Annotated in this window: 15 protein-coding genes; 6 read left to right on the top strand and 9 right to left on the bottom strand. The window is 72.8% G+C overall.

Going from position 1 to position 19210, the window contains the following annotated elements; all coding sequences use genetic code 11:
* Positions 1–21: 21 nt before the first annotated feature.
* Positions 22–1290, bottom strand: coding sequence for a D-alanyl-D-alanine carboxypeptidase family protein (locus JNO44_RS26440; protein WP_328285864.1), 1269 nt, complete (start codon positions 1288–1290; stop codon positions 22–24).
* 100 nt (positions 1291–1390) lie between these two features.
* On the opposite strand from JNO44_RS26440, the gene JNO44_RS26435 reads away from it, so the two are divergent.
* Positions 1391–1657, top strand: a complete 267-nt coding sequence (locus tag JNO44_RS26435) for an SCO4848 family membrane protein (RefSeq protein WP_205366371.1) — start codon at positions 1391–1393, stop codon at positions 1655–1657.
* Positions 1658–1750: 93 nt separating this feature from the next.
* On the opposite strand, the gene JNO44_RS26430 is transcribed toward JNO44_RS26435, so the two are convergent.
* Positions 1751–2998, bottom strand: a complete 1248-nt coding sequence (locus JNO44_RS26430) for a trypsin-like serine peptidase (protein ID WP_240167673.1) — start codon at positions 2996–2998, stop codon at positions 1751–1753.
* A gap of 215 nt (positions 2999–3213) precedes the next feature.
* Between JNO44_RS26430 and fabV the strand changes: the two genes are divergently transcribed.
* On the top strand, positions 3214–4431 hold the full coding sequence (fabV, locus tag JNO44_RS26425) for an enoyl-[acyl-carrier-protein] reductase FabV (RefSeq protein ID WP_205366370.1): 1218 nt from the start codon (positions 3214–3216) through the stop codon (positions 4429–4431).
* Positions 4432–4458: 27 nt separating this feature from the next.
* Here the strand turns inward: fabV and JNO44_RS26420 are convergent, their stop codons facing one another.
* On the bottom strand, positions 4459–4671 hold the full coding sequence (locus JNO44_RS26420) for a hypothetical protein (protein ID WP_205366369.1): 213 nt from the start codon (positions 4669–4671) through the stop codon (positions 4459–4461).
* Between the two features lie 262 nt (positions 4672–4933).
* Between JNO44_RS26420 and JNO44_RS26415 the strand changes: the two genes are divergently transcribed.
* The 4 genes from JNO44_RS26415 to JNO44_RS26400 all read left to right on the top strand — a co-directional run bounded on the left by JNO44_RS26415 (position 4934) and on the right by JNO44_RS26400 (position 11473).
* The gene (locus JNO44_RS26415; RefSeq protein ID WP_205366368.1) at positions 4934–9082 is read left to right on the top strand and encodes a Pls/PosA family non-ribosomal peptide synthetase; all 4149 of its coding nucleotides are present in this window, start codon (positions 4934–4936) and stop codon (positions 9080–9082) included.
* A 5-nt stretch (positions 9083–9087) separates the two neighbouring features.
* Complete coding sequence (locus JNO44_RS26410; protein ID WP_205366367.1) at positions 9088–9834, top strand: BPL-N domain-containing protein; 747 nt, start codon at positions 9088–9090, stop codon at positions 9832–9834.
* A 320-nt stretch (positions 9835–10154) separates the two neighbouring features.
* Positions 10155–10697: a GntR family transcriptional regulator gene (locus JNO44_RS26405; protein WP_205366366.1), complete on the top strand. Its 543-nt coding sequence runs from the start codon at positions 10155–10157 to the stop codon at positions 10695–10697.
* Positions 10694–11473 carry a GntR family transcriptional regulator gene (locus tag JNO44_RS26400; RefSeq protein ID WP_205366365.1) on the top strand — a complete coding sequence of 260 codons (780 nt, stop codon included), beginning with the start codon at positions 10694–10696 and terminating at the stop codon, positions 11471–11473. The genes JNO44_RS26405 and JNO44_RS26400 overlap by 4 nt, the downstream gene beginning before the upstream one ends.
* 71 nt (positions 11474–11544) lie before the next feature.
* Here the strand turns inward: JNO44_RS26400 and JNO44_RS26395 are convergent, their stop codons facing one another.
* The 6 genes from JNO44_RS26395 to JNO44_RS26370 all read right to left on the bottom strand — a co-directional run bounded on the left by JNO44_RS26395 (position 11545) and on the right by JNO44_RS26370 (position 18953).
* Complete coding sequence (locus JNO44_RS26395) at positions 11545–12558, bottom strand: ABC transporter substrate-binding protein (protein ID WP_205366364.1); 1014 nt, start codon at positions 12556–12558, stop codon at positions 11545–11547.
* Positions 12559–12560: 2 nt separating this feature from the next.
* A complete protein-coding gene (locus JNO44_RS26390; protein ID WP_205366363.1) occupies positions 12561–14555 on the bottom strand; it encodes an ABC transporter permease subunit in 1995 nt (664 codons plus the stop codon).
* On the bottom strand, positions 14552–14722 hold the full coding sequence (locus JNO44_RS26385) for a hypothetical protein (protein ID WP_167390773.1): 171 nt from the start codon (positions 14720–14722) through the stop codon (positions 14552–14554). The genes JNO44_RS26390 and JNO44_RS26385 overlap by 4 nt, the downstream gene beginning before the upstream one ends.
* A complete protein-coding gene (locus tag JNO44_RS26380; RefSeq protein WP_205366362.1) occupies positions 14722–15864 on the bottom strand; it encodes a quaternary amine ABC transporter ATP-binding protein in 1143 nt (380 codons plus the stop codon). The genes JNO44_RS26385 and JNO44_RS26380 overlap by 1 nt, the downstream gene beginning before the upstream one ends.
* Positions 15864–17405, bottom strand: a complete 1542-nt coding sequence (locus tag JNO44_RS26375) for a GMC family oxidoreductase (RefSeq protein WP_205366361.1) — start codon at positions 17403–17405, stop codon at positions 15864–15866. The genes JNO44_RS26380 and JNO44_RS26375 overlap by 1 nt, the downstream gene beginning before the upstream one ends.
* 72 nt (positions 17406–17477) lie before the next feature.
* Complete coding sequence (locus JNO44_RS26370) at positions 17478–18953, bottom strand: aldehyde dehydrogenase family protein (RefSeq protein ID WP_205370552.1); 1476 nt, start codon at positions 18951–18953, stop codon at positions 17478–17480.
* Positions 18954–19210 lie beyond the last annotated feature (257 nt).

Below are 19210 nucleotides of genomic sequence, written 5' to 3'. Positions count from 1 at the left end.
CCCGGTCTCAGCCCCGCGCGGTCACTTCTTCCGCCGGCCCGCGCCCCGGCGCCCCCGCTCGCCATCCGGCAGCGCCCGCCGGCGGCGGGCGAAGAACACCACCGCGCCCAGCAGGACCACCACCGCGCCGCCGATGCCGGCGGCCGTCCACGGTCCGCCCCAGCCGCCGGCGGAGTCCAGCGCGGCCTGGGTCTCCTTGTCGCCGTCCTTGGCGCCGCCGGCGCCGTTGCCCGCGCCCTTGGGGTCGACGAGGCTGCCGACCGGGTCCACCTTGCCGTCCGCGGCGAAGCCCCAGTCGAAGAGCTTGGCGGCCTCCCGGTACGCCTCGTTGTGCTGCTTCTTCTCCGGGTTCATGACGGTGACCAGCAGCTTGCGGTCGCCGTGCTGGGCGACCCCGGTGAACGTGGACCCGGCGTTGGTCGTGGAGCCGTTCTTCACGCCCGCGATGCCCGGGTACGGCTTGATGTCGAAGTCGCCGCTGAGCAGTCGGTTGGTGTTCTGGATGCCGAAGGTCGCCCGCTTGCCGTCCTTGCCCATGTCGCCCGGGAACTGCGCGCTCGCCGTGGAGCAGTACTCCCGGAAGTCCGGGTTCTTGAGCCCGGCCCGGGCGAACAGGCTCAGGTCGTAGGCGCTGGACACCTGCCCCGGTGCGTCGTAGCCGTCCGGCGTGATCACGTGCGTGTCGGTGGCGTTCAGCTCCACCGCCCGCTTCTGCATCTCCTTGACGGTGGCCTCGGTGCCGCCGTTCATCGCCGAGAGCGTGTGCACCGCGTCGTTCCCGGACCGCAGGAAGACCCCCAGCCACAGGTCGTGCACGGTGTACGTGAGGTTCTCCTTTATCCCCACGAGGCTGCTGCCGGTGCCCATACCGGCCAGGTCGGCCGGCTTGACCTTGTACGTCTGGGTCTTGGGGAACTTCGGCAGCACGGTGTCGGCGAACAGCATCTTCAGCGTGCTGGCCGGCGCCAGCTGCCAGTGCGGGTTCTTCGCGGCCAGCACCTCGCCGGACTCGGCGTCGGAGATGATCCACGAGCGGGCGGTGAGCTCCTTGGGGAGCGCGGGCGCGCCCGCCTGGAGCTGCACCTGGACGCCGGGCCGGCCCAGCCGCTCGCCGCCGACCTGTGACATCTTCGCGGGCGGCACGGGGGCCTTGGGCAGCTGCCCCCCGTCCGCGGGGGCGGCGTGCGCGGTGCCGGCCAGCAGGGGCGACACCAGCAGCGCGGAGGACGCCAACGCGGCGACGGTACGAACGGCGGAGGGGGACGCGGAGGCACTCTTGGTCGTCGGCACGTCCGTGAACGTACCCGTCTGCGACCGCCTCTTAGAACGCGCCCCACGGAAGAGTGCCCCTCCGAACGGCCGGATGGAGCCGCCGCCCATACTGGAACCCATGAAGCTCTCTCGCCCCGTGTCCTGGTTCCTGCTCGCCTTCGGGGTGTGGAGCTGGTGCATCTGGTTCACTTTCGTCAAAAATTTGATCAAGGATGCCAGCGGTCTTGCCTTCGACTCGGCCGGCGATCCGACCGCGTACTTCTGGGTCCACCTGCTGCTCGCCGTGGTGTCCTTTCTTCTGGGGACGGCTATCGGCGTGATCGGGTTCCGGGGCGTCCGCGCCCTGCGCCGCGAGGCGGCGGCCGGGACGGCCACCGAGGGCTGACGGGGCCGGGGGCGGGCCGCCGCACGACGAGCCCCCGGTACCCGCTCAACTGCGGGCCGGGGGCGGTGCGTTGCGGTCGTGGCCGGGCGGCCGCTACTGCCCCGCGAACTTCGCGCTGATCGTGTTGAAGACGCGTTGCGCCTCCGGGCCCAGGTACGGGCCGGCCAGCCAGGTGTGGGCGTTGGAGCTGATCGAGGTGTTGGAGATCAGCGTGAGCTTGCCGCCGCGGCCGACGAACCAGCCGCCGCCGGACGTGCCGCCGGTCATGGTGCAGCCGATCCGGTCCATGGCGGGCGTGCCCTGTTGCATGGTGAGGCGGCCGGGGCGGTCGAGGCAGGCCATCATCCGGGCGCCGTCGTAGGGCGGCGCGGCCGGGTAGCCGAACGCCTTGACGGAGCTGATGCGGTCGGCGTGCGGGGCGTTGAACCACACCTGGGCCGCGGCGCCGACGGTCTCCTGGAGGGACTTGCCGCCGCCGTTCTCCGGCCGGACGTGCAGCACCGCGAAGTCGTAGGCGGAGCCGCCGTTGCCGGACGAGGAGCTGCCCATGTCTATCCACTCGCCGGAGGTCGTGATCCAGTCGGCCCAGAAGCGGCCGTACGGGGTGACCTGCTCGGTGGGGGCGGTGCCGACCTGACTCATCGGCACGCCGTGGTCGTTGTACGACGGCACGAAGACGATGTTGCGCATCCAGCCGCCCTGCCGGCCGGAGTGGACGCAGTGGCCCGCGGTCCACACGAGGTTGGACTTCCCCGGGTGCGCCGGGTCCTCGACGATGGTGCCGGAGCAGACCATCGGGCCCTTGGGGCTGTCGAAGAAGATCTTCCCGACCGGGGCCATGTTGCGGTGGTAGGGGCGGGCCACCTCTTCGGCGTTGATCGGGCGGGGTTCGGGGTCGGTGGCGCCGCTGCCGCCGACCGCCTCGGAGGCCCGCACGCCGACGTCCGGCGCGGCCTGGGCCTGCGCCATCCGGTCGGCCTTCCAGTGGTCCTTGATGATCGGGTTGGCGAAGTCCTGAGCCTTATGGGCCCATTTCTCCCAGTTATTCCAGCCGCCGTCCTGCCACTTCTTGAGGTCGTCGAGGCTGGTCGGCGCCCCGTCGGGCAGCCGTGGGCCGCCGGCCTTCTGCTCCCCGGCGGCCGAACTCCCCGCCCCGGAGGCGGCGTTGCCGTCGGGGCCGCAGGCGGTCGCGGTGACGGCGAGCAGCACGGCGGCCGCGGCGGCGGCCAGCCCGGTCCGGCGACGGGAACGGGCCCGGCCCGCCCCCGCGGCCGGCCGGCGGCACTCCTGCGAGGCCGATGGTGTGGACGGGATGGACGGGACGGGTGGTATGGACGGCACGGTGCGGTTCCCCCCTGGTGCGTACGGGCGTGCGGGCGCGGCACGGGACGGCTGGCGGCCGGCACCGGCTGGTGCGCCGTGGTGACTGTCATGCCCCTGCAGGGGCCGCGCCCTACTATGCCGGTCCGCCGCGCCGGGCGGGGGCGGGGGCGGCGACCGCGAAAAGATCGGGACAATCAGTGGTGTCCTGTCCGAACCGTCCCAAGGACCCTCACGTGACCGAGCGCGTCATCGACCGTCCCCGCAGCCGCGGGTTCCTCTTCCTCGACTCCCACCCCGCGGGGTGCCGACAGCTGGTCTGCGACATGTGGGAGGCCGTGGCCGCCCCGGCCACACCGCCGTCGGCCGACGGCCCGGTGGCCCTCGTCATCGGCTCGTCCGCCGGTTACGGGCTGGCCGCCACCTTGGCCGGTCTCAAGCGCGCCGGGATCCGCGGCATCGGCGTCTGCTTCGAGAAGCCGGCCACCGCCCGACGCACCGCCACCGCCGGCTGGTACCGCACCGCCGCGACCGCCGAGCTGGCCCGCGAGGTCGGGCGGGACATGGTCTTCCTCAACGGGGACGCGTTCTCCGACGCGATGAAGGAGCAGGTCGCCGACCTGCTCGTGGAGCGGTTCGGCGGCAAGCTGGACTACCTGATCTACTCGGTGGCCGCGCCGCGGCGCACCGACCCCGACACCGGCACCGTCCACGCCTCGGTCCTCCAGCCGATCGGCGCGTCGTCCCGTACCAAGACCCTGGTCTTCGACGACGAGGGCGCGCCCGAGGTCAAGGAGGTGGAGACCGCGCCGGCCGCCGAGGAGGACATCGCGCACACCGTGGCGGTCATGGGCGGCGCCGACTGGGAGCGCTGGATCGACCATCTGGCCGGCCGCGGTCTGCTCGCCGACGGCTTCGCCACCGCCGCGCTCTCCTACATCGGCTCGACGCTGACCGAGGCGATCTACCGCAAGGGCACCATCGGCGCCGCCAAGGCGCACCTGGAGGGCACCGCCCGCGCCCTCGACAAGCGGCTGTCCGAGCTGGTCGGCGGGCGCGCGGTGACCTCCGTCAACGGCGCCGCGGTCACCCAGTCCTCCACCGCCATCCCCGGCATCGCGCTCTACGTCGGGCTGCTGCGCGGCGTCCTCGACGAGCGGATGGTGCCGCCGACCGCGCAGCTGAGCGCCCTGTGGGACCAGCTCACCGGGGTCCGCCCGCTCGACCTGGACGAGGAGGGCCGGATCCGCCTGGACACCTGGGAGTTGGACCCGGAGATCCAGGCCGCGGTCGCCGAGCGCTGGCAGGCGGCCACGACGGAGGACATCGCGCAACTCGCCGACCTGGGCTGGTTCCACGGCGAGGTGCACCGCCTCTACGGCTTCGCGGTCCCCGGCGTCGACTACGGCGCGCCGGTCGACATCGAGGTGCCGTGGCCGGGGCAGCCCGCCTGACGGCCGCTGCCCCGCGCCGGTGACGACCTAGTGACGGCGGGCCGCCATCCGGGGATCCCGGCGGCCCGCCCCGACCGCGTGCCGGTACTCCTCGATCTGCTCGCGGGTCGGGTACCACTTCTTGTCGCAACGGTGGCAACGCCAGCGCCAGTTGTCCCAGTGGAACTCGGTGGTGGTGGTGTCCTTCCACAGGTGGTCGTCGCAGTCGGGCGTCGGGCAGTGCGGCGGCGGCAGGGGCATGACGGGCCGGGCCTTCCGTGGGCCGGGGCGGGTCCCCGGCTCGGTCGGGAACGGGCCCCGGGTGGGGTGGGGGCGCCTCCCAGCCTGGAGCGCCGAGGCGTGCGCGGTGGCCCGGCGTGACCGCGGCCATACGATCGGGTGACCGCTCGTGTCGCGGCTGACGGGCCCCGCCCGGCCCGCGGTCCGCACCGGACGAGCAGGTCGGCCGGGCCGTTGCGGGACCGGACATGCGATCACGGATGATCGGCGATGCGATGGAGTCATGACCACGACCAGGCGGGTCGCGGCGCGGCTGCACCGCCTCTTCGAATCCACCTGTGACCGCGTGCCGTCGGCGACGGCGCTGGAATGCGGGCCGCACACGCTGACCTACGCCGAACTCGACGCCCGCGCCAACCGGCTCGCCCACCACCTGCGGGCACGGGGCATCGGCGAGGGCTCCCGGGTCGCGATCCTGGTGCCGCGGTCGGTGGACCTGTACGCCGCGCTGCTGGCCGTGGGCAAGGCGGGCGGGACGTTCGTCCCGATCGACCCGGCGGCGCCCGCGGAGCGGGTCGCCTTCATCGTGACGGACGCCGAGGTGGACGCGGTGCTGACGGTGGCGGCGCTGGCGGCGACGGTGGACGGCCTGCGGGCGCAGGTGGTGGCGCTCGACGCGGGGGCGGCGGAGTTGGCCGCCGCCCCGGCCACCCGGCCGCTTCCGGCCCCGGCGCGGCGCACCGCCCCGGCGGGGCCGCCGGGCCGGGAGGCCGACGACCCCACCGACCCGCTCGCGTACATCATGTACACCTCGGGCTCCAGCGGCCGGCCCAAGGGCGTGGCCATCGCCCACTCCAGCATCTGCAACTTCCTCGCCGTCGTCCCCGCCGTCTACGACGTGCGCCCGGACGACCGGGTCTACCAGGGCATGACGCTCTCCTTCGACTTCTCCATCGAGGAGATCTGGCCCACGTGGACGGTGGGCGGGACCGTCGTCGCGGGGCCGCCCGGCACCGGATCGGCGCGGCTGGGCACCGAACTCGCCGACCTCCTGGAGGAATCCGGCGTCACGGTCTTCTACTGCGTGCCGACGCTGCTGGCCACCATCCCCCGGGACCTGCCGGCGGTGCGCAGCATCGTGGTGGGCGGCGAGGCGTGCCCGGCCCGGCTCGTTGAGCGGTGGAGCCGGCCGGGCCGGCGGATCCTGAACACCTACGGGCCGACCGAGATCACCGTCACCGCCACCGTCGCCGAGCTCCGGCCGGGCCGGCCGGTCACCATCGGCCGGCCGCTGCCCACGTACACGGTGGTGCTCCTCGACGACCTGCGCCGGCGGGTCCCGGACGGGGCGGTCGGCGAGATCTGCGTGGGCGGTCCCGGCCTCGCCCGCGGCTATGTGGGACGCCCGGACCTGACCGCGGAGCGCTTCGTCGAGCACCCGCTGGCACCCCGGGGCGGCCGGCTCTACCGCACCGGCGACCTCGGCCGGATCACCGCGGACGGGGAGATCGAGTTCCTGGGGCGGGCCGACGACGAGGTGAAGGTCCGGGGCTACCGGGTGGACCTCGGCGAGATCGACAACGTGCTGCTGGAGGACCCCGGGGTGGCCGAGGCCGCCACCGCGCTGGTGGCGCTGCCGAACCGGAACGGCGAGGGCGACAACCGGGAGTTGTCCGCGTACGTGGTGCTGGCGCCGGATCGCGGCGGGCAGGCGGGCACGGCGGACGGGGACGCGCTGGTGGCCCGGCTGCACCAGCGCCTGCGGCACCGGCTGCCGGCCTACATGGTGCCGCCCTTTCTGGACATCCTCCCCCGGTTGCCGGCGATGCCCAGCGGCAAGGTGGACCGCAGACGGCTGCCCGCGCCGACCGGCCGCAGGCTGGGCAGCGGCGGCCGGCCGGTGGTGCCGCCGCGGGACGAGACGGAGAGCCGGGTGCGGGACGTGTGGGCCGAGGTGTTCGGCATGGGACCGGACGCGCTGTCCACCGACGCGGACTTCTTCGGCGACCTCGGCGGGCACTCGCTGCTCGCCGCCCAGGTCGTCTCGTTGCTCCGCAGCCGCGGCATCGGCGGCGACACCGGCGCCACCCTGCGCGACGTCTACGCCCACCCGACGGTCCGGGGCCTGGCGGCCCAACTGGGCGCTCCCGGCGCGACGGAGGCCGCGGGCGGCGGCGCGGCGGCGCGCGACGACGGCACCGGCGCCACCCGGGCCGGCGACCCCGCCGGCCCGCCGCCGGTCCGCCCCCGTCCGCTGCGGCACAGCGGTGCCCGGGTGACCGCCGCCGGCCTGGTCCAGGCCGTGGTGCTCTACCTCCAGCTCTTCGCCCTCACCCTGCCCGTCGCCACCGTCTTCAGCTGGCAGGACGGCGCGTTCACCAGCCGGGCTCCGATCCCGGTGCGGCCCGTACTGGCCGTAGTGGTCGGCTACTTCGGCATCCGCTGGCTGCTGCCGACGGTCCTCGCCCGTCCGCTGGCGGCCGGGATCCGGCCGGGCCGCTACCCGTTGTGGGGCGCGACCTACCTCCGCCTGTGGACGCTCGCCCTCCTGCTGGCCGTCAGCCCGCTCCCCACGCTCGCCGGCTCCCCCCTGATGGGCCGTTACCTGCGGCTGCTGGGCGCCCGGATCGGGCCGCGGACGACCATCGCCACCGGCGTCGTACCGCTGCCGTCCCTGGTCCGGATCGGCGCGGACGCCTCGGTCGGCTACGGCGTCACGCTGCGCGCCTGGCGGGTCGCGGACGGCTGGGTGACCGTCGCCCCGATAGACATCGGCCCCCGCGCCTACGTGGGAGCCCATGCGGTGCTGGAACCGGGCGCCCGCATGGCGGCCGGCGCCGGACTCGGCGAGCAGTCGGTGATCGGCCAGGGCCAGGCGGTGCCGCCCGGCGCCCGCTGGGCCGGCTCCCCGCCCTCCCCGGTGGCCGCACTGGCCCCGCACATCGAGGACATGCTGCGCGCCGGCGGCACGACGGAGCACGGGCGGGCACGGCACCTGGCCGCCGCGGCACTGGGCGTCGTCCTCCTCGAATTCCTCGCACTGGCCGTCATGGCCCCCAGCGCGGCGCTGATGTGGTGCACCTGGCTGGCCTGGGGAAGCGGGCCCACCGTCCTGGTCGCCCTGACCCTGGCGGCCCCCCTCTACGTCCTCTCCGTCTGCGCCGCGATCGCCGGCGCCAAGCATCTGGTGCTGCGCCGCACCCCGGTCGGCGTCCACCCGGTCCGCTCCGGCCTCGGCGTGCGCAAGTGGCTCTCCGACAAGCTGCTGGAATTCAGCCTCACCTTCACCAACTCCCTTTACGCCACCCTCTACACCGTCCCCTGGCTGCGGCTGCTGGGCGCCCGGATCGGGCCCGGCGCGGAGGTCTCCACCGCCGCCCACCTCGACCCGGACCTGCTCACCCTCGGCGAGGGCAGCTTCGTCGCGGACATGGCCGGGGTCGGCGGCGCCGCGTTCGCCGGCGGCCATCTCGCCTGCCGCCGCACCGAGGTCGGCCGCCGCGCGTTCGTCGGCAACGCCGCCTACCTGCCGGCCGGGACCCGGACCGGGCCCAACTCCCTGATCGGCGTCGGCACCGTCCCGCCCCAGGACGAGGTGCCGGCCGGCACCTTCTGGCTGGGCTCCCCCGCCATCCACCTCCCCCAACGCCAGAGCAGCGGCACCTTCCCCGAGGAGCTGACCTTCCGCCCCACCCGCAAGGCGGTCCGCCGCCGTCTGGCCGTCGAGTACTTCCGCGCCACCATGCCGGCATCCCTCCTGGGCACCGCCGCCTTCCTCTTCCTCCTCGCCCTGGCCGCCCTCGCCCACAGCCCCTCCCCGGCCCTCCCCCTCCTCCTGGCCCCACTCCTCCTCATGGCATCCGGCCTGACCGTCATCGCCGCCTGCGCGCTGCTCAAACTCCTGGTCGTGGGCCGCTACCGGCCGCGCGTCGAGCCCCTGTGGAGCTGGTTCGTCCGCCGCACCGAGTTCGTCACCGGCCTCTACGAGGCGGCAGCCGTCCCGGCCGGCCTCGCCGCCCTCGCCGGCACCCCGTTCCTGCCGCCGGCGCTGCGCCTGTTCGGCGCCCGGATCGGCCGCCGGACATGGCTCGGCACCACCTTCCTCACCGAGTTCGACCTGGTCGACGTGGGCGACGACGCGGCGATCGGCCCCGGCGTAAGCTTGCAGACGCACCTGTTCGAGGACCGGGTGATGAAGATGTCGAAGGTCACCGTCCGGGCGGGCGCCACCGTCGGCAGCCGCGCGGTCGTGCTCTACGACGGCATCGTCGGCGAAGGCGTCCTGCTCGACGCGCTCTCCCTGGTCATGAAGGGCGAGTACCTCGTCCCCGGCACCGCATGGCACGGCATCCCCGCCCAGGGCCTGGCCCTGCGGCCCGCCGCCCGCTCGCCCGCCGACCCGACCCCGCACCCCACCAGCCCCTCACGGTGAGTCCCATGCCTCCCCCCAACGGCTTCCTCGGCTCCCTCCGCCGGCTCCTCGGCGGCGGCACGCCCGAGGCCCCGCCCCTGCCCACACCCGACGGACGCCGGCTGGCCCTGGTCTACCGCGGCCCGGCCGCCCGCCCCGCCGGCTGCTCCGAGGCGGTCGCCTCGCTGCTGTCCTCCGGCCCCTGGAACCTCGACGTCCGCTACATCGGCCCGCACGAGGACATCCCGCTCTCCGCCACGTCCCTGGCACACGCCCACCTCTACGCCCAGCCCGGCGGCGGCTCCCTGGACCCCGCCTACCGCCGCCTGCGCAAGCACGCCGATGAGATCCGCGACTACGTCCGGGGCGGCGGCCGCTACCTGGGCTTCTGCCTGGGCGGCTACCTGGCCGGCGACGACCCGGGCTTCGACCTGCTCCCCGGCGACACCGACCAGTACATCGTCACGCCCGGCGCCACCGTCACCCACGACGGCGACACCGTCGTCGAGACCCGGTGGCGCGGCCTCCCCCGCACCGTCTACTTCCAGGACGGCCCGCACTTCCTCCTCGACGAGGGCGCCGACGCCACCGTCCTCGCTACCTACCCCAACGGCACCGTCGCCGCCGTCGTCGCCCCCTGCGGCGCCGGCAAGGTCGCCGTGGTCGGCCCCCACCCCGAAGCCACCGACGACTGGTTCCTCGACGAGGGCCTCCCCGTCCACCAGACCCACGACCTGGCGATGGACCTGGTGGACGAGCTGCTGGAGGACTGACGACGCGCCGTCACCCGCCGGGCAAGTACCCACCGGGGGGGGCGGGAACGTGAACCGGCACGTCGTCGTGCTGCGGATGACGTCGTAGCAACACCCGACAGTCGACGGCCCCGGCCTTGTCGCCCGACTCCGCAGCCGCTCGTAATTCCACGGCGAGCCCTTCGCACTCGGAGCAGCTCACGAGCGCCCCCGAGGCCGCGCACCATCCCCACCATGTCGGCATCCCGGTCGTAGCCCCCCAACGGCGATCTTTTGGTGTTCGCGTACCTACCGTGTAGAGCAGCAACACCAAAAGATCGTCGACTTGGCGGGAGGACACCGTGAGCGCAGGCGAGTGGGTCAGCACCTCGATGCCGTACGTGACGCCCCGGGACAAGGGCCCGTCCGACCTTTGGGGTGCCGAGGCCGCGGCCAAGGGCCGACGGGGCAGTCAGCGCATCGTCCGCGCCGAGGAGATCGCGGCGCCCTCCGAGGTGGCCGAGTTGCTCGGGACTCCTGCGGGAGAGGCGGTGGTCGTACGCCGCCGCATCATGTATCCCGACGACACGCCATGCGAGTTGACTGACACGTTCTACCCGGCGCACATCGCCCGCGGCACCCGGCTTGCCGGGACGGCCAAGATCCCCGGTGGCGCGGTCAGACTGCTCGCCGATCTCGGGCACGTGGGCGTCCGGGTGCGTGAGGACGTGATCGCCCGGATGCCGAACGAGGAGGAACAGCAGACGCTGCAGACCGGCCCGCACGAGCCCGTGCTGCAGCTGACGCGACTCACTCTCGACGGCGACGACCGCCCCCTCCAGGTCGACGTCATGGTGATGCCGGCACAACGTCAGCGACTGCGTTACGAGCTCAGGATCGGATGACCATGCCCAGGACCGAAGCCGACGCATACGACCGCCGCTCACTGCATGAGCGCATCGCCGCCGATCTGCGCGAGGAAATCATGAGCGGCGACCTGGCCCCGGGCGCCAAACTGCCGTCCACCGCACAACTCACGGCCCGTTTCGCCGCCTCGAACGCGACCGTGCAAAAGGCGCTGCAACTCCTCAAGGACGAACGACTGGCCATCGGGCGGCCCGGAGCGGCTGTCACCGTCCGCGAGCACCGGCAGCGGACCATGCGACCGGCGTCTTACATGGCTGCGGCGAAGGCCGGCGAGCCGTACCGCTGGCTCACCGAGGCCGCGAAGCTCGGCGCACAGGCACGGAGCGAGCTGGTCGAGGTGGCAGAAACCACGCCGCCTGCCGACGTCGCCGCGGCACTGAAGCTGGCAGCGGGCAGCACGGCGCTGCTCCGCTGCCAGGTGCTCTTCATCGACGACGAGCCCGTCGAACTGGTCAAGTCCTACTACCCGCTGGAGATCGCCCAGGGCACCGCGATGATGGAGCGCCGCAAGATCAAGGGCGGTACGCCGACGCTCCTCGCCGAGCTGGGATACCCGCCCCGGCTCAGTGTGGACCGGGTCTCCGCGCGCGTACCCACGCAAGAGCAGTACACGACGCTGCGCCTCCCCAGCAGTCTTCCGATCCTTCGGACGTTGCGTGTCGTCCGCAGCAACGAAGAACGCCCCATCGAGGCCACCGTGATGGCCAAGGCGGGCCATCTCTACGAGTTGCAGTACGAGTTCACGCCGGAGTGAACGCCGACGGGCGGGACCGACCGGCGTCGGACCCGCCCGTTCGGGGGGGGAGAGAGGTGGGGGGGTTACGGCTACTTCTTCGAGGGGTTCGGCAGCCAGCTCTTCCACACGTCGGGGTGTTCGTCCACCCACTTCTTGGCGGCCTCGTCGGCCGGGAGGCCGTTGGAGGCGATCATTTCGGAGACCTCGTTCTGGTCCTTCTTGTCCCAGCGGAAGTTCTTCAGGAACTGCGCCGCGGAGTTGCCGCTCTTGGCGAAGTCGGTGTTGAAGTACTTCTGGAGGGGGGTGGTGGGGTACGCGCAGTCGATGGACTGCGGGTCCTTGGTCCCCTTCGCCGCGCAGGCGTCGGTGTACTCGGGGAGTTTGACCTCCACCATCGGCACCTGGTTGAAGAGCCACTGGGGTTCGTACCAGTAGGTGAGGAAGGGCTTCTTCTGCTTGGCGAACTGCTGGATCTGGGTGATCTGGGCGGCCTCGGAACCGGCGAAGACGACCTGGTAGTTCAGGCCGAGGTTCTTCACCAGCGCCTTGTCGTTGGTGACGTAGGACGGCGAGCCGTCCATCAGCTGGCCCTTGTCGCCGCTCTCCGAGGTGCGGAGTTGGTCGGCGTACTTGTTGAGGTTCTTCCAGTTGGTGACGTCGGGGTGGGCGTCGGCCCAGTACTTGGGGACCCACCAGCCGATGTGGCCGGTGACGCCGTTGCCGCCGCCCGCCGTGATGGTCTTCTTGTCCTGGACGTAGCGCTTCTCCTGGTCGGGGTGGCCCCAGTCCTCCAGGATCGCGTCGACCCGGCCCTGGCTGAGCGCGTCCCAGGCGGGGATCTCGTCCACCTGGACGGTGTCGACGTGGTAGCCCAGTTCGTGTTCGAGCAGGTACTTCGCCACCGCCACGTTGGCCTGGGCGCCGACCCAGGTCTGGACGGACAGGGTGACGGACTTCGAGCCCTTGGCGGCGGCGAACGGCGACGCCTGCTTGGTCATGTCGGCCTTGCCGCAGGCGGAGAGCGAGACCAGCAGCGCGCCGGTCGCGGCCGTGGCCGCGAGCGCCTTGGCGAGGGTGCGCGGGCGTATCGGTGTGCGGGACATGGTCAGGCTCCCTTCCCGGTCGTGCGCCGTTCCGTGGGCTGGGTGACCCGGTCGAGCATCAGGCCCAGGCACACGATGGCGACGCCGGCGACCAAGCCGATGGCGAGGTTGCCGGTGGCCAGGCCGGTGACCACGTCGTAGCCGAGGGCACCGCCGCCGACCAGGCCGCCGATGATGACGACGGCGAGGACGAGCACCACGCCCTGGTTGACGGCCAGCAGCAACGCCGGCCGGGCGAGCGGGAGTTGGACCTGGAGCAGGGTCTGCCAACGGGTGGCGCCCAACGAGCGGGCGGACTCCATGGCGCCGGGGTCCACCTGGCGCAGGCCCTGGGTGGTGATCCGGATGACCGCCGGCAGCGCGTAGACCACGGCAGCGGCGGCGGCCGGGGCGCGCCCCACCGCGAACAGCGCCACGACGGGGATCAGGTAGACGAACTGCGGCATGGTCTGCATGACGTCCAGGACCGGCCGCAGCACGGCCTCGAAGCGCTTGCTGCCGGCCGCGAGGATGCCGACGCCGATGCCCAGCACCAGGGTCAGCGCCAGGGCGGCGAGGACCTGGGAGAGGGTGTCCATCGACGGCTTCCACACGCCCAGGACGCCGATGGCGGCCATCGCCAGGACGGCGGTGAGCGCCGTGCGCCAGGTGCCGATGAGCCAGGCCAGCGCGGCGACGATGAGCAGCACGCCGTACCAGGGCAGCGCGGTCAGGCCGTCGCGCAGCGGGTTGAGCACCCAGTTGGTGAAGTGCGCGGCCCAGTCGGCGGTGCCGCCGACGACCGGGACACCGGAGTAGAGGTGGTTGACCATCCACTCCTTGGCGTCGTTGACCGGGCGGGCGATGGCGAACGTGGCACCGGCGGGCCAGATCGCGGAACCGGCCAGCCGGCCGACGAGCGCGGCCACGGCGGTGATCACGGCGATCCCGGCCCAGGCGGGCCAGCCGCGCAGCAGCCGCGGGCCGGCGGCGGCCGGGGTCGCGCCCAGCTTCTCGCCGGCCGCGGCGGTGGTGCGGTCCATGACGATGGCCAGCAGCACGATCGGGACGGCGGCGGCGAGCGCGGCGCCCACGTCGACGGAGGCGAGCGCCTGGTAGACGCGGTCACCGAGGCCGGCGGCGCCGATCATCGAGGCGATCACGGCCATGGACAGCGCCATCATGATCGTCTGGTTGACGCCGAGGAGGAGTTCCTTGCGGGCCAGCGGCAGGCGGGCGGTCAGCAGCCGCTGGCGTCCGGTGGCGCCGAGCGAGGAGACCGCCTCCAGCACGCCGGCGTCCGCGCCGCGCAGTCCGAGCGCGGTGAGCCGGGCCATCGGCGGCGCCGCGTAGATCACGGTGGCCAGCAGCGCGGCCGGCACGCCGATGCCGAAGATCATGACGACCGGCAGGAGGTAGGCGAAGGCCGGGAGCACCTGCATGGTGTCGAGGACCGGGCGGAGGATCTTGAACAGCCGCGGGGAGAGGCCGGCGGCGAGCCCGAGCAGCGCGCCGACGACCACCGAGGCGAGGACCGCCACGATCATCAGCGCCAGCGTCTGCATGGTCGGGACCCACATCCCCAGGGCCCCGCTGACCAGGAACGACACCAGCGCGACGGCGGCGATGCGGAGGCCGGCGACGCGCCAGGCCAGCAGCGTCACGCCGGCCGTCACACCGGTCCAGCCGAGCGCGAGCAGCAGCAGGTAGACGCCGCGGACGGAGAGCACCACGGCGTTGCTGAGGTGGCCGAGGACGTAGACGAACAGCCAGTGGCTGTCGCGGTTGTCGATGATCCAGTTGCTGGCGTGGTCGAGCGGACCGGAGAGGTCCACGGTCAGCGCGCCGGGCCAGGAGGCGCCGGGCCACGCGGACCGGACGAGCGGGACCAGGACCGCCGCGGCGACGGCGAGCAGCAGGAGCTTGGCGAGGCCACGGCGGCGCAGCAGGCCCTGTATCGGACTGAGCTTCCCGGCGCCGAGCGCGCCGGGAGTGGTGGGGGGTGCGGCAGTAGTCATGCGCGGCCTCGCTTCACCGTGCCGACCGGCACGTTCAGCGCGGCGGTGCGCTGGGCCTGGCGCCACTGGCGGAACAGGGCGGCGCGCAGCCGGGCCCGGGGGCTGGCGGCGGGCGCGCGGGGGACGACGGCGCGGCTGGCGCCGCGGTAGGGGGCGGCGGCGTACATCAGGCGGCCACCTCCCCCGGGGCGTCGTGGTGCGGCTGCGGGATCCGGGCCACCACGTTCAGCAGGCAGGCGCTGTCGACGATGCCCAGGCAGCGGCCGCCGTCGACGACCCGGGCGGGGCCGCCGGAGCGGGCGACCGCCTCGATGGCGTCGGCGATCAGGGTGTCGGGGGTGAGTGCGGGGCCGTCGGTGGCCTCGCCGTCCTCGGCGGGGCGCATCGCGCGGCGCACGGTCAGCACCTGCTCGCGCGGGACGTCCCGGACGAAGTCGCGGACGTAGTCGTCGGCCGGCGAGCCGACGATCTCCTCGGGCGTGCCGAGCTGGACGATCTGCCCGTCGCGCATCAGGGCGATCCGGTCGCCGATCCGCAGCGCCTCGGCGAGGTCGTGGGTGATGAAGACCATGGTCCGCCCCTCCTCGCGGTGCAGGCGGACGACCTCCTCCTGCATGTCGCGCCGGATGAGCGGGTCGAGCGCGCTGAACGGCTCGTCGAACAGCAGGACTTCGGGGTCCACGGCGAGCGCGCGGGCCAGGCCGACGCGCTGCTGCTGGCCGCCGGAGAGCTGGCCGGGGCGGCGCTTCTCCAGGCCGGCCAGGCCGACCTTGTCGACCATCTCGGCGGCCCGCTCGCGGCGCTCGGACTTGCCGACGCCCTGGATCTCCAGCCCGTAGGCGACGTTGTCGACGACGGTGCGGTGCGGCAGCAGGCCGAAGTGCTGGAAGACCATGGCGGCCCGGCGGCGGCGCAGCTCGCGCAGGGCGGTGCGGTCCATGGCGCGGACGTCCTCGCCGTCCATCTCCAGGTCGCCGCTGGTCGGCTCGATCAGCCGGGTCAGGCAGCGGACGAGGGTGGACTTGCCGGAGCCGGAGAGCCCCATGACCACGAAGACCTCGCCCTTGCGGACGTCGAAGGAGACGTCGCGGACGGCGGCGGTGCAGCCGGTCTGTTCGCGCAGCTCCCGGGCGCTGAGGTCGGTGACCGAGGCGTCCTCGGGGATCCGCTCGGCCTTGGGGCCGAAGACCTTCCACAGGTGCCGTACGGAGAACACCACGGGCTGCGTGCCCGTGTCGTCCGCTGCGGAACCCTGACCGGCCTCGCAGGGGTTGGGGATCGCGGTGGTGTCGGCGGCAGTACCGGTCATCACGCATCACCCCCCTGGGCCGGGGCCTCGCGGAGCAGTTCGGCGCACTTCTCCCCCACCATCAGCACGCCGATCATCGGGTTCACCGCGGGCATCGTCGGGAAGACCGAGGCGTCGGCGATCCGGATGCCGTTCAGGCCGCGGATCTTCAACTCCGGGTCGACGACGGCGAGTCGGTCGTCCTTGGCGCCCATCTTGCAGGTGCCGGCCGGGTGGTAGACGGTGTGCGCGGCCTTGCGGACCAGCTCGCTGATCTCCGCGTCGTCGGTGACCTCGGGGCCGGGGAAGACCTCGCGCTTGAGCCACTTCTTGAACGGCTCGGCCTGGGCGACCTTGCGCGCCAGCTTGATGCCGTCGACGAGGGTCTGTCCGTCGTAGTCACCCTCGTCCTCGAAGTACCTGAAGTCCAGGGCGGGCTTGACCTCGGGGTCGGCGGAGGTCAGGTAGAGCCGGCCGCGGGCGCGGGACTTGGGGATGTTGGGGGTCATCGAGACGCCGTGCTCGGGGCGCTCGTAGCCCAGTCGCTCGGGGTTGTCGGTGAACGGGATCTGGTAGAAGTGGAACATCAGGTCCGGACCCTTGTGTCCCGGGTCCCGCTTCACGAACAGACCGGCGTCGGAGTCCATCGCGGAGTTGCCGGGGATCGGCCCGTTGGTCTCCCAGACGATGACCGACTCGGGGTGGTCGATCAGGTTCTCCCCGACGCCCGGCAGGTCGAGGACGCACTCGATGCCCAGCGCCTCCAGGTCCGCCTTCGGGCCGATGCCGGAGTGCATCAGCAGCCGCGGGGTGTCCACCGCGCCGGCGCACACCAGCACCTCGCGGGCGGCCTCGACGTAGACCTCCTCGCCATCCTTGGTGCGGACGTGAACGCCCTTGGCGGTGGTGCCGTCCAGCTCCAGCTTGTGCGCCCAGGTCTCCAGCATCAGCGTGAGGTTGGGGCGGTCGCCGGCCTCCATGTGGGGGTGGAGGTAGGCGACGGAGGCGGAGGACCGCTTGTTGTTCTCGGGGTGGTAGGAGAGGTCGAAGAAGCCGACGCCCTCCTCGAAGGGCCGGTCGTTGAAGCCGACGACCTCAGGGACGCCGAGCGCCGTCTTGGTGGCCTCGATCCAGTCCGTGGCGATCTGGTTCTGGTCCTTCTTGGCCACCCGCACGATGTTGTTGCGCAGCTTGCCGTAGTAGGGGTCCATCTGCTCGGCGCCCCACCCGGTGGCGCCGGCCGCCTCCCACTCGTCCCAGTCGGACGGCAGCGGCTTGAAGGAGATCAGGGTGTTGTGGGACGAGCAGCCGCCGAGCACCTTGGCGCGGCTGTGCAGGATGTGCGAGTTGCCGCGGGGCTGCTCGGTGGTCGTGTACTCGTAGTCCAGATCACCGCCGAGCAGGCCGAGCCACTTGCGCAGCGTCAGGACGTCCTCGCGGTCGATGTCGGAGGGGCCGCCCTCGATGACGGCGACGGTGATGCCGGGGTCCTCTGCGAGGCGGGAGGCGATGACGGAACCGGCGGTTCCACCACCGACAACGACGTAGTCGTACACGGGCATGAGGGGTGCTCCTTACTGCGAAGTGCGCTGGGGCCCGGGTCCCGGGCCGGAGGCGTGACGGGTGGGTACCGGTCAGCCGGCGAACCAGCGGACGGGCTGGGGCCGCAGGTTCTCGTAGATGTGCTTGCTCTCCCGGTACTCGTCGAGTCCGCTCGGGCCGAGTTCGCGCCCGATGCCGGACTTCCCGAAGCCGCCCCATTCGGCCTGCGGCAGGTAGGGGTGGTAGTCGTTGATCCACACGGTGCCGTGCCGCAGCCGGGCGGCCACCCGGCGCGCGCGGGCGGTGTCGGCGGAGAACACCGCGCCGGCCAGTCCGTACTCGGTGTCGTTGGCGAGCGCGACGGCCTCGTCCTCGGTACGGAAGGTCTCGACGGTGAGGATCGGCCCGAAGGTCTCCTCCCGGACCACCTTCATCCCGCGGTGGCAGCCGTCCAGCACGGTCGGCAGGTAGAAGTAGCCGCCGGCGGGACGGACGTCGCTGGGCTCGGGGCGGGCGCCGCCGCAGCGCAGGCTCGCGCCCTCGGTCAGCGCGGAGGCGACGTACGCCTCGACCTTCTCCAGCTGCTGCTGGGAGACCAGCGGGCCGCACTCCACGCCGGGCTCGGTCCCCCGGCCGAGCTTGATCTTCTCGGCGCGGCGGGCGAGTTCGGCGACGAAGCGGTCCCGCACCGACTCCTCGATGATCAGCCGGGCGCCGGCCGAGCACACCTGCCCGCTGTGGATGAACGCCGCGTTCAGCGCCTGGTCGACGGCGGTGTCGAAGCCCTCGTCGGTGGCGCAGGCGTCGGCGAAGACCACGTTGGGGTTCTTCCCGCCCAGCTCCAGGGCGATCTTCTTGGCGCCGGAGACCGCCGCCGCGCCCGCCTTCGTGCCACTGGCCAGCCCACCGGTGAACGAGAAGAGGTCCACGTCGGGGTGGTCGGCCAGCCGCTGGCCGACCGGCAGCCCGGCGCCGGTGACGATGTTGGCGACGCCCTCCGGCAGACCCGCCTCGACCAGCAGCCGGATCAGGTACACCGTCGAGAGCGGGGTGACCTCGCTCGGCTTGATCACGAAGGCGTTGCCGGCCGCCAGCGCCGGGGCGATCTTCCAACTCGCCTGGAGCAGCGGGTAGTTCCACGGCGTGATCAGCGCGCACACGCCGACCGGCTCGTGCACCACCACGCTGTGCACGTCCGCCGAACCGGCGTCCACGACCCGGCCGCCGCTGTCGTTGGCGACCAGGTCGGCGAAGTAGCGGAAGGCGTTGGTGACGTCGTCGACGTCGACCCCGCCCTCTTCCAGGGTCTTGCCGGTGTCCCGGCTCTCGATCAGGGCGATCTGCTCGCGGTCGCGCTGGAGCAGGTCGGCGACCCGGCGCAGCAGCGCCGCCCGCTCGGCGACCGGCGTGCGGGGCCACACCCCGGCGCCGCCGTCGAAGGCCGTCTTGGCCGCCGCGACCGCCGCGTCGGCGTCCTCGGCACCGCCCTCGGCGACCACCTGCAGCGTCGTGGCGTCGGCGGGGTCCAGGACCTCGCGCGTGGCGCCGGAGACGGCCGCCCGCCACACCCCGCCTACGTGAATGGTCTCGTTTGTCTCGGTTGCCGCCACGACGATCTTCTGCCTTTCGCTTACCGATGTGTTGCGCCGACGGCCCGGGCCCCAGTGATCACCACTGATGCGACCGCTGACCCGCCAGCAACCGGGACCCCTAACCCAAAGCTCCGTTCCTATGCCCAAACATTCATCGAAAGTGACACGAGTCACCCCGGGACGCCCGACCCCTCCACATGCGCCCGAATAGGCCGGAAAGTACGCTAAATAGC

The sequence above is a fragment of the Streptomyces noursei genome (genome assembly GCF_016917755.1).
GTDB lineage: Bacteria > Actinomycetota > Actinomycetes > Streptomycetales > Streptomycetaceae > Streptomyces > Streptomyces yunnanensis.
The sequence above is the reverse complement of the archived record's forward strand: the minus strand, read 5'-3'. Positions and strand labels throughout refer to the sequence as shown.

Excerpts from the sequence above, each read along its gene's own strand:
- JNO44_RS26435 (WP_205366371.1), top strand. The coding sequence starts at position 1,391 with ATGAAGCTCTCTCGCCCCGTGTCCTGGTTCCTGCTCGCCTTCGGGGTG.
- JNO44_RS26420 (WP_205366369.1), bottom strand. The coding sequence starts at position 4,671 with ATGCCCCTGCCGCCGCCGCACTGCCCGACGCCCGACTGCGACGACCAC.
- JNO44_RS26415 (WP_205366368.1), top strand. The coding sequence starts at position 4,934 with ATGACCACGACCAGGCGGGTCGCGGCGCGGCTGCACCGCCTCTTCGAA.
- JNO44_RS26410 (WP_205366367.1), top strand. The coding sequence starts at position 9,088 with ATGCCTCCCCCCAACGGCTTCCTCGGCTCCCTCCGCCGGCTCCTCGGC.
- JNO44_RS26400 (WP_205366365.1), top strand. The coding sequence starts at position 10,694 with ATGACCATGCCCAGGACCGAAGCCGACGCATACGACCGCCGCTCACTG.
- JNO44_RS26395 (WP_205366364.1), bottom strand. The coding sequence starts at position 12,558 with ATGTCCCGCACACCGATACGCCCGCGCACCCTCGCCAAGGCGCTCGCG.
- JNO44_RS26390 (WP_205366363.1), bottom strand. The coding sequence starts at position 14,555 with ATGACTACTGCCGCACCCCCCACCACTCCCGGCGCGCTCGGCGCCGGG.
- JNO44_RS26385 (WP_167390773.1), bottom strand. The coding sequence starts at position 14,722 with ATGTACGCCGCCGCCCCCTACCGCGGCGCCAGCCGCGCCGTCGTCCCC.
- JNO44_RS26380 (WP_205366362.1), bottom strand. The coding sequence starts at position 15,864 with ATGACCGGTACTGCCGCCGACACCACCGCGATCCCCAACCCCTGCGAG.
- JNO44_RS26375 (WP_205366361.1), bottom strand. The coding sequence starts at position 17,405 with ATGCCCGTGTACGACTACGTCGTTGTCGGTGGTGGAACCGCCGGTTCC.